Raw genomic sequence first — 13,499 nt, 5'->3', positions numbered from 1 at the left:
TTTGTTAAGGTTTTATTGACATAGAACCAACATTGGCAAAATGCTGCATCTTAACATAAAACGGTGGTATCTCTATCCCCATAACGCTACCTCTGAAAACCGGCACATTCATGGTTACAAAATAGCCCGGTTGAACAGCAATGCCGTTCAGGCCCCCAAATTTATTCGGTAATGGATCGCCCGGGTTAATGGGAGTAAGCCCTTCCAGCACAACCGGGGCTGAAAAACTACCGCCTATGAACTGGCCGCTGCCGTAAGTTGTCCCCGTTATTAAAGAATAAGCGGAGATAAAATATTGCCCGGCGTTCTGCGGGTCTAACTGAACAGTGCCGGTCGTTGCGCCGTTCATATTATCAGCAAACACTGCGAAGTCCATCGCTGCACGTATGTCATGATGATATTTATAGGCGTTTTTCATAACCCCCGCGCTTACGATGGATACGATGAACAGCATCACCATTACGCCGGTTAAAAATAATCCCAGCGCAAAAATCGAAATGAACCCTTTTTCGTTGGATAAATGCTTTAAAATAAAATACCCCCCTTGTGAAATATTCTTGCCACATAAAAAATCCACTAATTCGCCATTATATCGGCGAATTTTTCTTTTCCCCCTTTCGAAAAGGCCCCGGCTGATTTCGCCAGGGCCTTCATTTTTCGTTACATGCCTATCGAAGCCACGCCAGTACCGTTGACCAGCAAGTTCCCGGAAATCGGGTCCAACGTATAGGCATATGAACCGGGAGTGGTATTCTCCACACATTCGCAACCACCATCCGGATCACAAACCATATGGAACGTATGCACAGTGTAATTCACCTTCACCTGAATATTTGAAGCAGTCAACTTATAAGTTTGCGGCGTCTGTATCCACGAATCAAGCGACGGGTTCAAAATATCATGCAGGTACGTACCGTTTTGAGCCCACATCTCTTTGAATTGGCAAGTTAACGCATGCCCGTCGGATACAGGTGCCATGCTTGTTGTCTCGAACCCTTCCTGCGACGACGAGAGCGGGATCGGCTGGCCGGAGTCATTAGGTTCAACTCCGATCGGCGGGCGCGGATCTCCGAAAGTATAATGCGGATTCTGTTTCGGATAGGTTAACGTTGCGCTGTTCAGTCTCCAACTAGGTGGTATAGGCCGGTTCGCAGCCTCCTCCCGGCGGGAGTGGTGGCGCTACAGTTGTCCCGTAATCGACGCTTTCATCCACATTCACAACGCTCTGCACTCTTAGCGGCGTTAATGTGGCTGTTACGGTGTCCGTCCACTTTGCTGTGTCAGGCTCTCTGGGCGGGTCGATTTCTTGGCCGGTCACGGCGTTCCGCTGGCTGATAGCCTGGAAGTGCAGGCCGCTGCCGGTGGTTATCTGCTGCTCGGGCGGCTTGGGTATGTTGTTCGGCGCCACCTTCGCCTTGGCTTGTTTGTACAGGTAGTAGTCAGTCCATAAAAGGACGTAGCCGGATTCCTTGTCTTTCACGTATGGCACTATCTGAGCCACTACTTCGCTGGGAACGTCCTGGACGTGCACCGAGACACTGCTCGTTTTGGAAGCGTCGCTGAGGTCGGTGTAGTCTATCTGCGCCCAGCCGTTCCCGGCGTCCTGCGATTGCATGCCGTCCATAGTAAAGGCGGCTGCGTTAGGGCTGCCGTTCACCTGGTGGGATACCTGGATCAAAAAGCCGAAGTCAAAACCGTAATCAGCCGCTATCTCCTGGAGAGATTTTATTTCCTGCCAGTTCACTTTCAAGCTGAAGGCCGCCGAGTCGCCGGGGTTGCCGGTGCATTCCGGCGGATCAAGAGAGATGGCGTCGTCCGGGTTGAACTTAGTCCTGTTAAGATCGGTCAAAGGCACCGAGCGGTACCACAAGGAGCCGTCCGTGTCGCGGTGAAACATCACGCCCATGCCGAAAGTTTGCTCCGAAGGGGGTAAAAAAATGTGGACGAACTTCTGCGGGTTCTGGTACAGGTCGGAGCTCGGGTCCGGAGGCGTGAATTCGTTGCCCCAGGCGCAATAATCCAGGCCGATCTGCATAGCCTTGATCAGGTCGGGGTCGGTCTTGCCGTCGAAACGGTGACTTGGCCCGAAGAATTGCGGGAAGGCCTGCCTTACTGCTGAATCGTCCCACGGCTTTTCTACGATGCCGTTGCTATTAAAGGGCTTCCAGTCGCCGAAACGGTCCGGCGGGAAAAAGACGTTGGAAACTTGCTCCCCGTAATAGCCATACCCGATGTAACGCGCGCGTTCGATATTGTTCCGGTCTTTCTTCGTCGCGCCCTCGCCGTCCCAGTTCGGGTCGCTGTGCCACGGCCCCCAGGCCAGGTAATTGACTGTGCCCTCGTGGGGCAGGAGCAGGTCGCCGTAGCGCAAGGAATCGCCTTTATCATTGGTATCGATAAAGAAATCATATGGTAAGCCGCTGACGCGGGCAGCGAAATCGTTGGCTTTTTTCAAGACATCCGCCGGCGGCGTCTGCACGTCGGCCAGGCCCGCGGCGAACGCGAAATGCACGAAAAAAAACAGGAGAGCGCCAGCCAGCGCCCCCACGAGTATCTTCTTTGTGTTCATTATTTAGGTTTTCTCCTTTCCAAATCGGATTTAATAAATGCCCGTCACAGCAATACAACCATCATCATTTCCCACCTGAATTTCCTTGAACTTCTCCGTGCCAGGGAAAAGTTTAAAAGGTAGCAAGTACCCCCGAGTAGTCTTTTGTGCGCCGTACTCCCAGATTTGCTGCACTAAATCGGGACCGCCGATGTTGGCCAGCAGAAGGTCTTTGGCAACCTGATCAGTTTTTTCGTCTGAATACTGCTTGCAGGGGTAGCTGATAGTCAAAGCATCCGCATCGTCGAACTGGACCATGATGCCTTTTTCCATAAAGTACACGCCTTTATACCTGTTCTCCGCACCCGGCGGGATGTAGGCGCTAACGCCGCTGTAACTGACCTGTTCCCAGCCCGCAGGAATGTATTGGTTGGCCTGCGGCTGCTCTTGCACTTGGCTCAGGTATTCTACCGCGGCGCTCACGTCCGGCTTCGGCTGCCCGGCCGGCCAGCACACCACCGTCTGCGTCGTTTCGTCCCAGGCTACTTCATAACCCAGGCCCTCGGCCACATACCTAGCCGGCAGGAACGTCCTGTCGCTGGTCAGTACCGGCGCCACGTCGATGGCCCGGGCCTGGCCGTCGACCACAATCTCCTTAACACCTAACGTCATTACCAGGCTGGTATTATTCGGCCCCGCAACAAATACGCGCCGCACTTCACCGTTCCAATTAATATTTTCGTCGCTCACACCCAGGGCGTTGCCCAGGAATCTTACCGGCACAAACGTCCGGTCATCCTGGATGAATGGAGACACATCCATCTTCACGCCGGGGGTCTGGCCGTTCACCACATACACCGGCACCCCGATCTTGAATACCACCGATTTAACCAAATGGTTGTCCTCGTACACATCCACCTGCTCGGCTGTAGCCGGATGCAACCAAGGAGTAAAGATAACGGCAAGAGCCAGAAATACGACTATCGCAAAAATTTTTTTCATCGGAAGACCTCCTATGGATTTTACAAGTTTGCACTCCGCAATTCCGTTTTTAGGTTTCAGTTAAATACGGATTCATACTGACTAAACCCGCAATAAACTTGAAATGTTTTTTATTTAGAGTAAATAAAACTGCCTCGTTAGCCAGAGCTGTTGCAGCAATAAGGGCATCCAAGGGGTCCATGCCATGTGAGGCACGGTACGTTGATAACAACTTACCTGCGATAGTTGCAACTTTCTTATCTACAGGTATATGTTCGAAGGCTTCGAGCAAATTTCTAATTGCTTCATAACGTTGTTCAGATATTCTGGGAGCAGATAATAATTCCATTACCGTAATTGCAGAAACATAACCTTCGAACACACCGTTTTCGACATTCCGTAATTGTTCCCTTGCTTCAGGTAAGCCCTTTAAATGATCAATGATTATATTAGTATCGAAGACTACTTTCATTAGACATCCAGCCTTCTTCCGCTATCTTTACGAAGTTGTTCAACATAGTCTTTCATGTCGTAATCCAAATCTGATAATAGGCCAAATGTCTCATCAACGATCCCTTTTTTAATTTTAGCTGATTTGGTTTTTATAATGATCTTTCCTTCTTCTACATAACAGGAGAGTATATCACCTTCTTTAAGATTGAGGTTGTTTCTCGCCTCTGCCGGTATCACTATTTGACCCCTGGAAGAAATTTTGACAGTGTACATTTCTTACACCTTCTTGTAAATCTTATTTGATTTATTTTATCATATAAGTCTTACGCTGTCAATAATTACCTTGGACGAAGAAAGAAACAGTCGATGGCTGATGACTTCTTAGGCTCCATACACAAACATATGTTTTTGTTCCTTTAATTGCCCGGTAAAGACGGGCAACACAGCAGCAAAAAAATAAAGACTGCCGCAATCGCGGTCAATCTCTTGAACACTAGAATCACTCTCCTGATATTAACTTGAGTACGCCCCTTCCTTTAGACGTTTTAGTATGACAACTTCTTCTTCCTGGGTGGAAAGCCGGCTGTCGATCTTCTTAATGTCAGCCCAAATATACTTGAGCTCATTTTTTATTTCTTCCTGGCCTTGTTTAAGCGACTTTACGCTTTGCTCAAGTCCTTTTACGCTTCGATCGAGCCCCTTCTGGCCTTGTTCAAGTCCTTTTACAGTTTGCTCAAGTCCCCTCTGGCCTTGTTCAAGTCCCCTCTGGCCTTGTTCAAGTCCCCTCTGGCCTTGTTCAAGTCCCTTTACGCTTTGCTCAAGCCCTTTTTGCCCCTGTTCCAGCGCTTTCTGGCCATCCGTAAGCACTTTCAGTTGTTCAAGCACAAGTCTTTGGAATTGTTCATCATCCATATCGATCAACTCCCAGCAATCGTTCTAATTAATATTTCCACGGTAGCCTCGTTTTTCCTGCATCATGATTTATACCACACGCAGCCAGGGGACAAAGATTACTGCAAGGGCAAAAAAGACAACAGACGTTACGAATTTTTTCATGCAAGAAATCTCCTATCTGTTAGACGGGGTTACCGTTTCCCACTAACTTAACTTCCTTTCCGCCGAGTGGAAGCTCCTGGCTTCAGCCATGGGAGGAAAGACAGCGCGGGCGTCAGCCCTCCTTTCTTTTTAGAGGCTCAGGCTGGTAAACCGGGCTTGCTCACTGTAAGCCCTCGCCTTTAGGCGTGGGTGGTTGACGCAACTCGCGGATTAACTTAGTGGAATCGCTTTGCACACCCCTCTTTTTAGCTATCTTAGCCCTTAATTGCATTATCCTGTGCATGCTTTCCTTCCTGCTTTTGGTCAAAGCATCGGATTCTGTCTCTTCGGTTTTTTGCATATTTTCAAACGACTCTGCATCAACCAGGTATGCAACAGGCTTGGAGCGCTGAAGAATTACGATAGGCTTTTTAGTCTTGACCACCTCAGAAAGAATCGCGCGGATACCTGTTCTCACATCTGTTACATTAACCATGCGCATGGCAATTACCCCTTAATGTATTTATTTGATGCAATCATAACATATAATGGAAAACCATGGCCATCCGTAAAAGGGTTCGTTGCTATACAATAATTGCAACATTTTTTCCGCCTCCCGAGACGGTCATTGCAATAACTAAGGGGCAGTCGATTGCCTAACGGCTTCTTACGCTCCGCGATGCATTTTTAAAAATTTTTCCACTGCGGTATCGCCGATCTCCACCTCCATTTCACCATCCTTGCAATACAACAACGCCGGCACTCCTTTCACCGGTGGCTTTAGAAGGATATAAAACTCCTCACCGGTCATGCCTTCCTGAGCCATCTCTTCCTTAACCTTCTCTGCTTCTCCACGATAAAACACACTAACCAGGTACGGCTTGTCTGTTAAACTGGAAACGTAAGAGAGTACCTTATGGCAAGCGGAACATTCGGGGGCAAACAGCAGGGCGGGTTTCTTAGAAATATCCAAATTTATCTTGCCACCATCTATTCGCTGGACGGTTATAGTTACTGTCTTTTCAGGCTGAACCGGAATACGCTGTTCTGCCTGTTCGGGTACCCTATCTTCTCTATCTTCTGTGGAGGCTTCGCTCTCTTCATATACCGGTTCGTTGTTCTTTGCTTCTTCGGTTTCACATTTGTCTTCATTTGCGGTGGTGGCTCCCCCTTGTTTTTCCGGCTCCTGGCTGGCCTGTGTGGCCATAATCGTGTCAGAGACGGGGATGGACTGGTTCTCACTGGCGCTACTTGTCCAAGTAAGCCCCGCCATCGTCAATAAAGTCAGTGCAGCAAATACAAAACAAAATCGCACACTTTTTTTTGTAAGGAAATTGCCCGCAGTAAGTAGGGCTGTTACAGATGCAAAAACTAAACATACCGGGCACAGCCCTCCGGAAGCAAAATAGCCATAGCATAGCAGGGCTATGTGCGTCCCCATACCGGTCAGCAATAAAGGGGTTCTGAACCTGCCCAAATATGAAAGGAGATAAGTAAGGCCAACTGCGAGATAAAAAAGGGAGCCTATAAACAGTACTGGTTTACTATATATGCAAGATGATAATGCACAGTAATCTGTACCGGAAATGATAAAGTAGATCGTTGTGGCCACCGACACAAGCGACAAGGTAACCATTAGCCTTTTAGCCGTTTCTTCTCCACCTCCAATCACAGTGATATCACAAAAGCCGGGCGCGATGGTCCGCTATCCCCCAAACATATGCGACATCATACCCTTGAACGACATAAACCCCGGGTACCCGGCCAGAAATAAGAGTCCAAGCAGTCCGGCCAAGGCTATCAGCGTAAAATACAGTATCTTCATGGTCGTGGCTCTGGCCGCCGAAAGTTCCCGCGCGTAGCCTATTTCTTCGGATAGATCCATGAACAAATCCGGCGTTACCGTGGTATCCCACGCCATTGACAGCCTGGTGCACACTGCGCTAACGGTGGCGTTACCAACCCGCTCTCCCAATTCTCGAAAAACGTTCTTTGCCGCGCCAGTGTCCTTGATTTTTAACACTGCGTCCGCCATTTCCTCTCTCAGCGGCCCCGACAAGAACGGTACCGTATTTTCCAAAGCTTTCCGTGTGCTTACGCCCCTGAGCTCCAGGAACGCTGGCAAGAAATCTGCCAACACCGGCGCGTCGCTTAATATCCTTTCCTGCCATTCCTTGTATGAGCGCGAAATGGTGTTGCTTACTACCAATAACCCGACAGCGATACCTAGCGGCACCATGAGGGCCGAAAAAGGTCCTAAAAATTTTGCCGTGACTGCAAGCAATGTAAGCCCAAACATTAAGCCGGCCAGAAAGCCTTTTTTTACTAATTGCTCTATGTCCAATTTAAGGATGTCGATAATCCTTTCATTGTCACGGCTGCTTTGTATAAACTCCAGTATCTTCGATCGCACGGCGTCCACCGTGGCCTCTGCAACACTGAGGCGCTCGCCGGAGACCAGCAATGAGTACACGGCAACTAAGATTGACAAAAATAGGACTGCTTCAAGAAATACCAATTTTAACTCCCTCCAATTTTCATCAAATCTCTATCCTGCGACAGTTTTTGAGTCAGGAAAAACAACCCGACAATGAACGCAACACCCACAGCCAAGTCAAGCCTGCCGATAAACGAAGCGGCAAAATAATCACGAAACTTGATGGCGTCAATTAAGGAGGCTACGGCCAGTATGCCGATTGCCGCCCATGCGACCGCCGACGATTCGGCAACGGCCTTAGCCCGTTCGGTTAGTAGCTTATCACGGCGCCGGAGCGCATTACTGAGCCGCAACAGACCGCGCCCCGTCGCTCTTGGTCCACCCTGTTTGCCGAATTCCAGAATACCCGCCACAGCGCTAAACTCATCAACACCCGTCTCCTCAGACATTCTCCTGAATGAATCCAAAAATGCGACGCCGTTGAAATCGTAATTACTCAAAACATTGTCCAGCATACTGCCCAGAGGTTCAGACAGGCTTTTGGACGCGTCCTCGATAACGCTCCGGTCGTTTTTACCGCTGGCGTACATCCCGGCCGCCGCCGTCACAAAATCCCGTGCCTGCTTTCTGATTAAGTCCGTCCGGCGCTCTCTATGCCAGCGCATGACACTCTTGCACAGCTTATAGCCGAATATACCAGTGATTATCCCGGCCATCGGCGATAGGTATATCCATGAACCCATGAAGAAAAAAACCGCCGCACTAAGTGCGGGCAGTAAAGCCTGCCAGCTTTTCTCAATTTCAAAGTCCCGGCATACCAGGAGAAATACTGTAGTAAACAGACATAAAAAAAGTATCAAACTGGCGCTCAATTCCACAACCCCCTTGTTTAATACAAGTATTTCTGCTTGATTTCCTTGTATTCAGGCAGTAACTCCGCCCCCTGGAACGCCAGGTGTGACAACATTTCCTTACTGATAGTATTTTCATAAATCCACTGTCTTTTACCGCTGGCCGCAAATTCGTCAAAATCGAACCGGATGATGGTGCGGTAACCCCCCGGAATTACTTCCTCCATGGACATCATCGTGCGCTTTTCTTCTTGCGTCTTGGTCTCTTTGCCAAAGAAGATGATAAAATCGGAAAGTGTTGAAATAGTCTCGTCCAGGGAATCACGCGGTAATTCGATGCCCGCGTCTCTGTGCATACCGGCGATACGGATGCGCAGGTCGCTTATGGAGCCGGCATGTCCAGTTGTTAAAAAGCAGTTCGTTGACGCGGCGATTTGCAGCGCTGCAACAATTTCTTTTGACCGCAGCTCGCCAACAACCGATATGTCCGGGTTACTACGGTTTATGGCGTTGCACAGCATTGTCATGTCTACAATTACTTTGCCTCCGCTTATCACCTCCACCAAGTTCAAGCAATTGTCAAAACCCGGTAGAAAAAATTCGTATGATGTCTCGGCGATAATTATCCGCTTTGTGGGCGGATAAAACAGGGCGAACGCCTTCATAAAAGTCGTTTTCCCGCTATCGGTGCGACCAAATATGCCTACCTTGGCGTACCCTTTATTCAATACGTCCCGGCACAGTCTGGCGGCGAACTCCGGCAGCATATTCGATTTTACCAACTCTTCCATCGGCAAGGGCGGCCTCAAGAGCGGCGATTTGCGCATGGTAACAGTCGGACCCAGCGGCGAAGCTCCGAAGGCGATCACATTCACCCGCGTGCCGTCCTTCAGCCATGCGTCCTGTATTGGCGAGTCCGTTATCAGGGAGCGTTCAGAGTCATCGCAGATCTTTTGGCAATACTGTAGTAAATGCTGATTATCGTGGAAATAATGGTTCCCTGCGTAAAAACGCCGGCCGCGGCAGCCGAAAAACACAATCGGCGGTTTATTGTCCGGCGCAGGCACAATCATAATTTCTGTTATCTCATTCGCATTTACCATACCATCCTTCGTACCGATGCCTGGAACATGCACTCTCCCGACAAACAACTCCTGCAGTGGGCCGTAACCTGTCAACCTTCCCATGACATGTTGAATTGTCTCTAATCTTTCTTCGTGTAACAGTTCCCTGTTATTAAACACCGCTGTTTTCACTATTTCACGGGCTCTGTCATAGTCATCGCCCACCAGTTTTTTTGTGACCAACCACGAATGTTCTTTACGGATATTTTTGCTTAAATCCTCAATAATATTTTCTTTATCGCGTTGAATTTTTTCCGCCCAGACACTCATTTAATCAACTCCTCTTCACAAAAACCGCCTCTTTAACAGAAACAATTTTTTCGTACCTGGTATACGTAACACTATTATTAGAAGCCGGTATAACCAGGATATCAGCCCGCTTTACTACCCCGCGAAAAACTTGATTGTCCGTGTTAACCCCAAGGTCTATCACGACATGATCATACTGTTTCGCCAGTAGAGCAACCATGTCATGATACACCTGTTCGCCGGCATATTCACCGGTTACACCTAAGTCATTCCCGGCAGCAAGGTAGTCTACTTTCAATTTTGGTCTAATCAGGCCGACAGTATGATCCGGCTGTAGCTGAGAACCGAGCGTTAACAATCCAGCTCCGATCTCGGTTACGCTTTTGCCGGGTATATCTTTCTTTTTTACAATAGGAATCCCGGCAATGCGGTCTATTGCCGGGTTGAGGAAGTCCATCTCCACCAACAAGATTCTCCGTTTATGTTTCTGCAACTTAACGGTTATCTCTATCGCCGATTCGGCTTTCCCCCAGCCATCGAGGTTCCAAACAACTATCACTTTATGTCTTTTGATTTCATCAATGGCGTACTCAATGTCTGCCGGGGCACGGATTTTTTTCTCAAAACCGATACCTTTCTTTTTAAACGCTTTAAACGGCAGATTTTCTTTGAAGACTTCGACTTCACCATGCTCAGATGAAATGTCCTTCACCATGTTTCTTCCGTATTCCTTTGCCAGGTATAGAGCTCTGTCCGCGGCAGCTAACAGTCCCTCCCCGTCCCCGGCATCCCGGCCCATGGTAGCCAGACCTGCTGAAAATGTACTTTTTATCCGTATCCCCTCTTGTAACCTTATCTCCTTCGCCGCCCACCCCCGACATAGCTTTTCAGCTATTGTCCTGACATTCTCCAGGTTGGGAAAGACGACCACAAATTCCTCTCCACCATAGCGGGCTACTATGTCGGCTTTCCTCGTCCCGGAGCTCAGAAAGGAAGCAAACTCTTTCAGTACCGTATCACCCGCCTGGTGGCCGTGGGTATCGTTAACCTCCTTAAAGTAATCAAGGTCAGCCATCATGACGCTAAACGGGACTCCGGTTTCCTGGTATCGTCGTTCCTGTTCCTTAAGGTAATCATTTAAAAAAACACGCTTGTATAGTCCGGTCAGGTCATCTCTAGTGGCCATTTTCCACATCTCACGCATCTTGTTAGCCCTGACACGAATGCGCTCCACCGTTTCACTGTTGAGATCTTCCACGCACTCATCTGCGCCGGCTCTGTAGCAGCCGGTTGATTCGCACTTTCCTACAACAACGACAGGCACCGATGATAGCCTATACTCCCTCCGCAATGCCTTTATTGTCTCTATTACCCCTTCGCCCGCCTCAACAAGCACGGCAACGGGGCTCTTACCCACCAGCTCATGGATAGGTGTGAAACCTTCATAAAAGAAAAACCCCTTTGGCAATTCGGCAGCTTTCCCCTGCTTTTCAGGATGAAAGTTAGTCGGAGAGGTAAACTTTAAATGAGCCTCCAATTCCAAAAGCGCCTTATATATTTTGCCGGATACCACAAATATGGGCAGTCCTTTTTCATCCCATTCATCTCTCCAGCTTTTTTCGATTCCACCGGAAACAAATATTTTCGTATTTCTGTGCTCCCTCGCCCAAGAAGCCGCTTTTGGTGCCCATTCGCTTGTGATTATTACTGCGTGAGGGGCGAATTTATCAATTAGGGGAGTGGTATCCTCAATAGAAGATACCTCTGCGAGGATCTTAACGCTTACATTTTTCGCCGCCTCACGGCACTCCTTAATAAAATCAAGGCTTCCGCCTGCTATTATGGTAAACATACAATCAACTCTCCCCGAAAAATGACTCAAGCAGTTCCCTTTCTTCCTTGCTCAAATAAATAGATAATTTCCTTTTTTGTAAAAAAGATGGCTTTATCCCTGTCGGCAACAATTCACCTACAGGCATTCCTTTTTCCCAACCCTGCATGTGGTAAGAAAAGAGGGACACCACTTCCGGCAATCCGTCGTCTCTTTTCCTGATCTCACATATATCCATCAGCCGGCGGTGAATTGGCAACCCTTCATCTTCCTTCAACGGCGCGAGGAAAAACACCACCTCCACCGCTGTTGTTTTGGCCAAGCTATCCCGTGAATCGCCACCAAGAAGCTCGGCAAGGCGTGTCGGCACTTCCTTGGGTCCGTCGGCATGTGTGCTTGACATGGAGGAGTGTCCCAGATTCATTGCCATGAGCGTGTATTTGGCAGTCGTTTTGTTTCGGCACTCCGAAACCATGAGCCTGTCAGGCTGTTGGCGCAGCGCTTTTTCAAACAGCTTTTCCTCTGATACTTCCCCCTTGCCCTCGGGGTTAGCCGGTCGTGGCTCATAGACGTAAACGAAAGGCGCCGGCAGGTCCGGCCTTTCCGGATCTGGCAGACCAACCCTGGACTCAGCCGGGTTTTCTATGAAAATCAAGATTTCATCCTTCCCTACACAGAGCAGCAGGGCGTTTAAGAATGTATTTTTACCAGAACCCATGGCGCCCGCCGCAAAAATATTAAGCCTGGACTTCACCATCAGTTTAAGCATGGGCAGCAACCGAGCTGGAAACAGACTTTTTTCAGCCAATTCCTCCAGGGTAAATAACCTCGGAAATTTCCGCACTATTACAGCTGTACCCCTAGTAGATGGTTGAGGAACCACTATAGAAACCCTTGAACCATCATACAGCCGGCAGTCTTCCGCTGGATTAGCTTCGTCGAGTCTTCGTCCGGATGCCAATGCAATCCGTTCCGCAGTCTTGCGCAAATGCTCTTCCGACTGAAAAACATTTTCCCACCGCTGGCGCCCTTGTTCACTTTCATACATTATCTCATTGTGCTTGATCCAGATATTATTTACGGATTTGTTATTCAATAGCTCGCGTACCGGCCCCCAGCCATAAGGGTCCAGCATAATCTCATCAAGCGCTTTATTAATCAGGTTTTTCTCCTCAGAAAAAAGACGGTCGGTCAAGACCGTCTCAGCCGTCCGGCGGAAAGCCTCCCAGTTATTCGAAATCGAAAGATCCTGGAGGGCAAGGGGGTTCTGGTGGGAAAGCCGGATAAAAATTTCCGTGCGGATCTGGTTTAAAAGAGCTTCACTCAGCATGACCGCACCTCCATTTTTTGCAATATCGCCGCCGCGATTTCTCCGGCCGCAGCATCCAATTCCACGCTCTGGCCGCAGGGCGAAACACCCCGACGCTGGGCAGAAATAACGGCGCGCTCTTCGTCCACCGAGCCGGGAACTCCAATGATAGTGCCGATTCCATACCTCCCGAATTCACCCTGACATACCTCCGCGCCGTTTCCCAACCCAGGAAAAGTCCGGCATACCACCAGGACGTCCGGGACGACTCCCGCCTCCAAATATTTTCTGGCCAGGTTAAAAGATATTTCCGAACGGTCGATAACCATCACAACGCAATCCGAAAACGAAAACGCAAGCGAAACCTCTTCTAAAGGAGCATCGGTACCAACATCGATCAGAAGAACAGGCACCTCACCAGGAACTCTACTTTTCAGTGAATAATATTTACCTGAACCTTCAGCCTCCCCGGTTGATTTACCGTAATAACACCAGGCGTCAGGCTCAAGGGACAATTCAAAATGCACCGCACCATGCTCCACCAAAATCCCTGTAACGGTCGCAATAACCGCGGACGTTCCCACTCCTCCTTTAATGCCGAAAAATAAGCAAGCACGTCCTGCTTTATTAAGAATTTCTATAATTCCCACTTGCAGAAAATCGCTCCTTTCCGACCTTAAA

At 48.9% G+C, this 13,499-nt stretch carries 15 protein-coding genes; all 15 read right to left on the bottom strand.

What is annotated here, in order from left to right:
* Positions 1 to 4 precede the first annotated feature (4 nt).
* Positions 5 to 577, bottom strand: a complete 573-nt coding sequence (locus Psch_RS17140) for a hypothetical protein (RefSeq protein ID WP_190259046.1) — start codon at positions 575 to 577, stop codon at positions 5 to 7.
* 83 nt (positions 578 to 660) lie between these two features.
* Positions 661 to 807: a hypothetical protein gene (locus tag Psch_RS17135; protein WP_190259045.1), complete on the bottom strand. Its 147-nt coding sequence runs from the start codon at positions 805 to 807 to the stop codon at positions 661 to 663.
* A 322-nt stretch (positions 808 to 1,129) separates the two neighbouring features.
* Positions 1,130 to 2,455 carry an Athe_2463 domain-containing protein gene (locus Psch_RS17130; RefSeq protein WP_190259044.1) on the bottom strand — a complete coding sequence of 442 codons (1,326 nt, stop codon included), beginning with the start codon at positions 2,453 to 2,455 and terminating at the stop codon, positions 1,130 to 1,132.
* Between the two features lie 144 nt (positions 2,456 to 2,599).
* Positions 2,600 to 3,550 carry a copper amine oxidase N-terminal domain-containing protein gene (locus tag Psch_RS17125; RefSeq protein WP_190259043.1) on the bottom strand — a complete coding sequence of 317 codons (951 nt, stop codon included), beginning with the start codon at positions 3,548 to 3,550 and terminating at the stop codon, positions 2,600 to 2,602.
* A gap of 49 nt (positions 3,551 to 3,599) precedes the next feature.
* Positions 3,600 to 4,001, bottom strand: coding sequence for a type II toxin-antitoxin system VapC family toxin (locus Psch_RS17120; protein ID WP_190259042.1), 402 nt, complete (start codon positions 3,999 to 4,001; stop codon positions 3,600 to 3,602).
* Positions 4,001 to 4,255 carry an AbrB/MazE/SpoVT family DNA-binding domain-containing protein gene (locus tag Psch_RS17115; RefSeq protein ID WP_190259041.1) on the bottom strand — a complete coding sequence of 85 codons (255 nt, stop codon included), beginning with the start codon at positions 4,253 to 4,255 and terminating at the stop codon, positions 4,001 to 4,003. The genes Psch_RS17120 and Psch_RS17115 overlap by 1 nt, the downstream gene beginning before the upstream one ends.
* Positions 4,256 to 4,495: 240 nt before the next feature.
* Complete coding sequence (locus Psch_RS17110) at positions 4,496 to 4,894, bottom strand: hydrolase (RefSeq protein ID WP_190259040.1); 399 nt, start codon at positions 4,892 to 4,894, stop codon at positions 4,496 to 4,498.
* A gap of 304 nt (positions 4,895 to 5,198) precedes the next feature.
* Positions 5,199 to 5,519 carry a type II toxin-antitoxin system Phd/YefM family antitoxin gene (locus tag Psch_RS17105; protein WP_190259039.1) on the bottom strand — a complete coding sequence of 107 codons (321 nt, stop codon included), beginning with the start codon at positions 5,517 to 5,519 and terminating at the stop codon, positions 5,199 to 5,201.
* Positions 5,520 to 5,684: 165 nt separating this feature from the next.
* Positions 5,685 to 6,470, bottom strand: coding sequence for a hypothetical protein (locus Psch_RS17100; RefSeq protein WP_190259038.1), 786 nt, complete (start codon positions 6,468 to 6,470; stop codon positions 5,685 to 5,687).
* A 252-nt stretch (positions 6,471 to 6,722) separates the two neighbouring features.
* Complete coding sequence (locus Psch_RS17095; RefSeq protein WP_190259037.1) at positions 6,723 to 7,508, bottom strand: hypothetical protein; 786 nt, start codon at positions 7,506 to 7,508, stop codon at positions 6,723 to 6,725.
* Between the two features lie 29 nt (positions 7,509 to 7,537).
* Positions 7,538 to 8,326, bottom strand: coding sequence for a type II secretion system F family protein (locus tag Psch_RS17090; protein WP_190259036.1), 789 nt, complete (start codon positions 8,324 to 8,326; stop codon positions 7,538 to 7,540).
* Positions 8,327 to 8,343: 17 nt separating this feature from the next.
* A complete protein-coding gene (locus Psch_RS17085) occupies positions 8,344 to 9,699 on the bottom strand; it encodes an ATPase, T2SS/T4P/T4SS family (protein ID WP_190259035.1) in 1,356 nt (451 codons plus the stop codon).
* 4 nt (positions 9,700 to 9,703) lie between these two features.
* Positions 9,704 to 11,530: a diguanylate cyclase gene (locus Psch_RS17080; RefSeq protein ID WP_190259034.1), complete on the bottom strand. Its 1,827-nt coding sequence runs from the start codon at positions 11,528 to 11,530 to the stop codon at positions 9,704 to 9,706.
* A gap of 4 nt (positions 11,531 to 11,534) precedes the next feature.
* Positions 11,535 to 12,839, bottom strand: coding sequence for a TadA family conjugal transfer-associated ATPase (locus Psch_RS17075; RefSeq protein WP_190259033.1), 1,305 nt, complete (start codon positions 12,837 to 12,839; stop codon positions 11,535 to 11,537).
* Entirely contained in the window at positions 12,833 to 13,468 is a 636-nt protein-coding gene (locus Psch_RS17070; RefSeq protein ID WP_190259032.1) for a hypothetical protein, read from the bottom strand. The genes Psch_RS17075 and Psch_RS17070 overlap by 7 nt, the downstream gene beginning before the upstream one ends.
* Positions 13,469 to 13,499 lie beyond the last annotated feature (31 nt).

This window comes from Pelotomaculum schinkii (assembly GCF_004369205.1).
Taxonomy (GTDB): domain Bacteria; phylum Bacillota; class Desulfotomaculia; order Desulfotomaculales; family Pelotomaculaceae; genus Pelotomaculum_C; species Pelotomaculum_C schinkii.
The sequence above is the reverse complement of the archived record's forward strand: the minus strand, read 5'-3'. Positions and strand labels throughout refer to the sequence as shown.

What these genes read in the sequence shown, in the direction of transcription:
- Psch_RS17125 (WP_190259043.1), bottom strand. Translation starts at nt 3,550, where the DNA reads ATGAAAAAAATTTTTGCGATAGTCGTATTTCTGGCTCTTGCCGTTATC.
- Psch_RS17120 (WP_190259042.1), bottom strand. Translation starts at nt 4,001, where the DNA reads ATGAAAGTAGTCTTCGATACTAATATAATCATTGATCATTTAAAGGGC.
- Psch_RS17115 (WP_190259041.1), bottom strand. Translation starts at nt 4,255, where the DNA reads ATGTACACTGTCAAAATTTCTTCCAGGGGTCAAATAGTGATACCGGCA.
- Psch_RS17110 (WP_190259040.1), bottom strand. Translation starts at nt 4,894, where the DNA reads ATGGATGATGAACAATTCCAAAGACTTGTGCTTGAACAACTGAAAGTG.
- Psch_RS17105 (WP_190259039.1), bottom strand. Translation starts at nt 5,519, where the DNA reads ATGCGCATGGTTAATGTAACAGATGTGAGAACAGGTATCCGCGCGATT.
- Psch_RS17085 (WP_190259035.1), bottom strand. Translation starts at nt 9,699, where the DNA reads ATGAGTGTCTGGGCGGAAAAAATTCAACGCGATAAAGAAAATATTATT.
- Psch_RS17080 (WP_190259034.1), bottom strand. Translation starts at nt 11,530, where the DNA reads ATGTTTACCATAATAGCAGGCGGAAGCCTTGATTTTATTAAGGAGTGC.
- Psch_RS17075 (WP_190259033.1), bottom strand. Translation starts at nt 12,839, where the DNA reads ATGCTGAGTGAAGCTCTTTTAAACCAGATCCGCACGGAAATTTTTATC.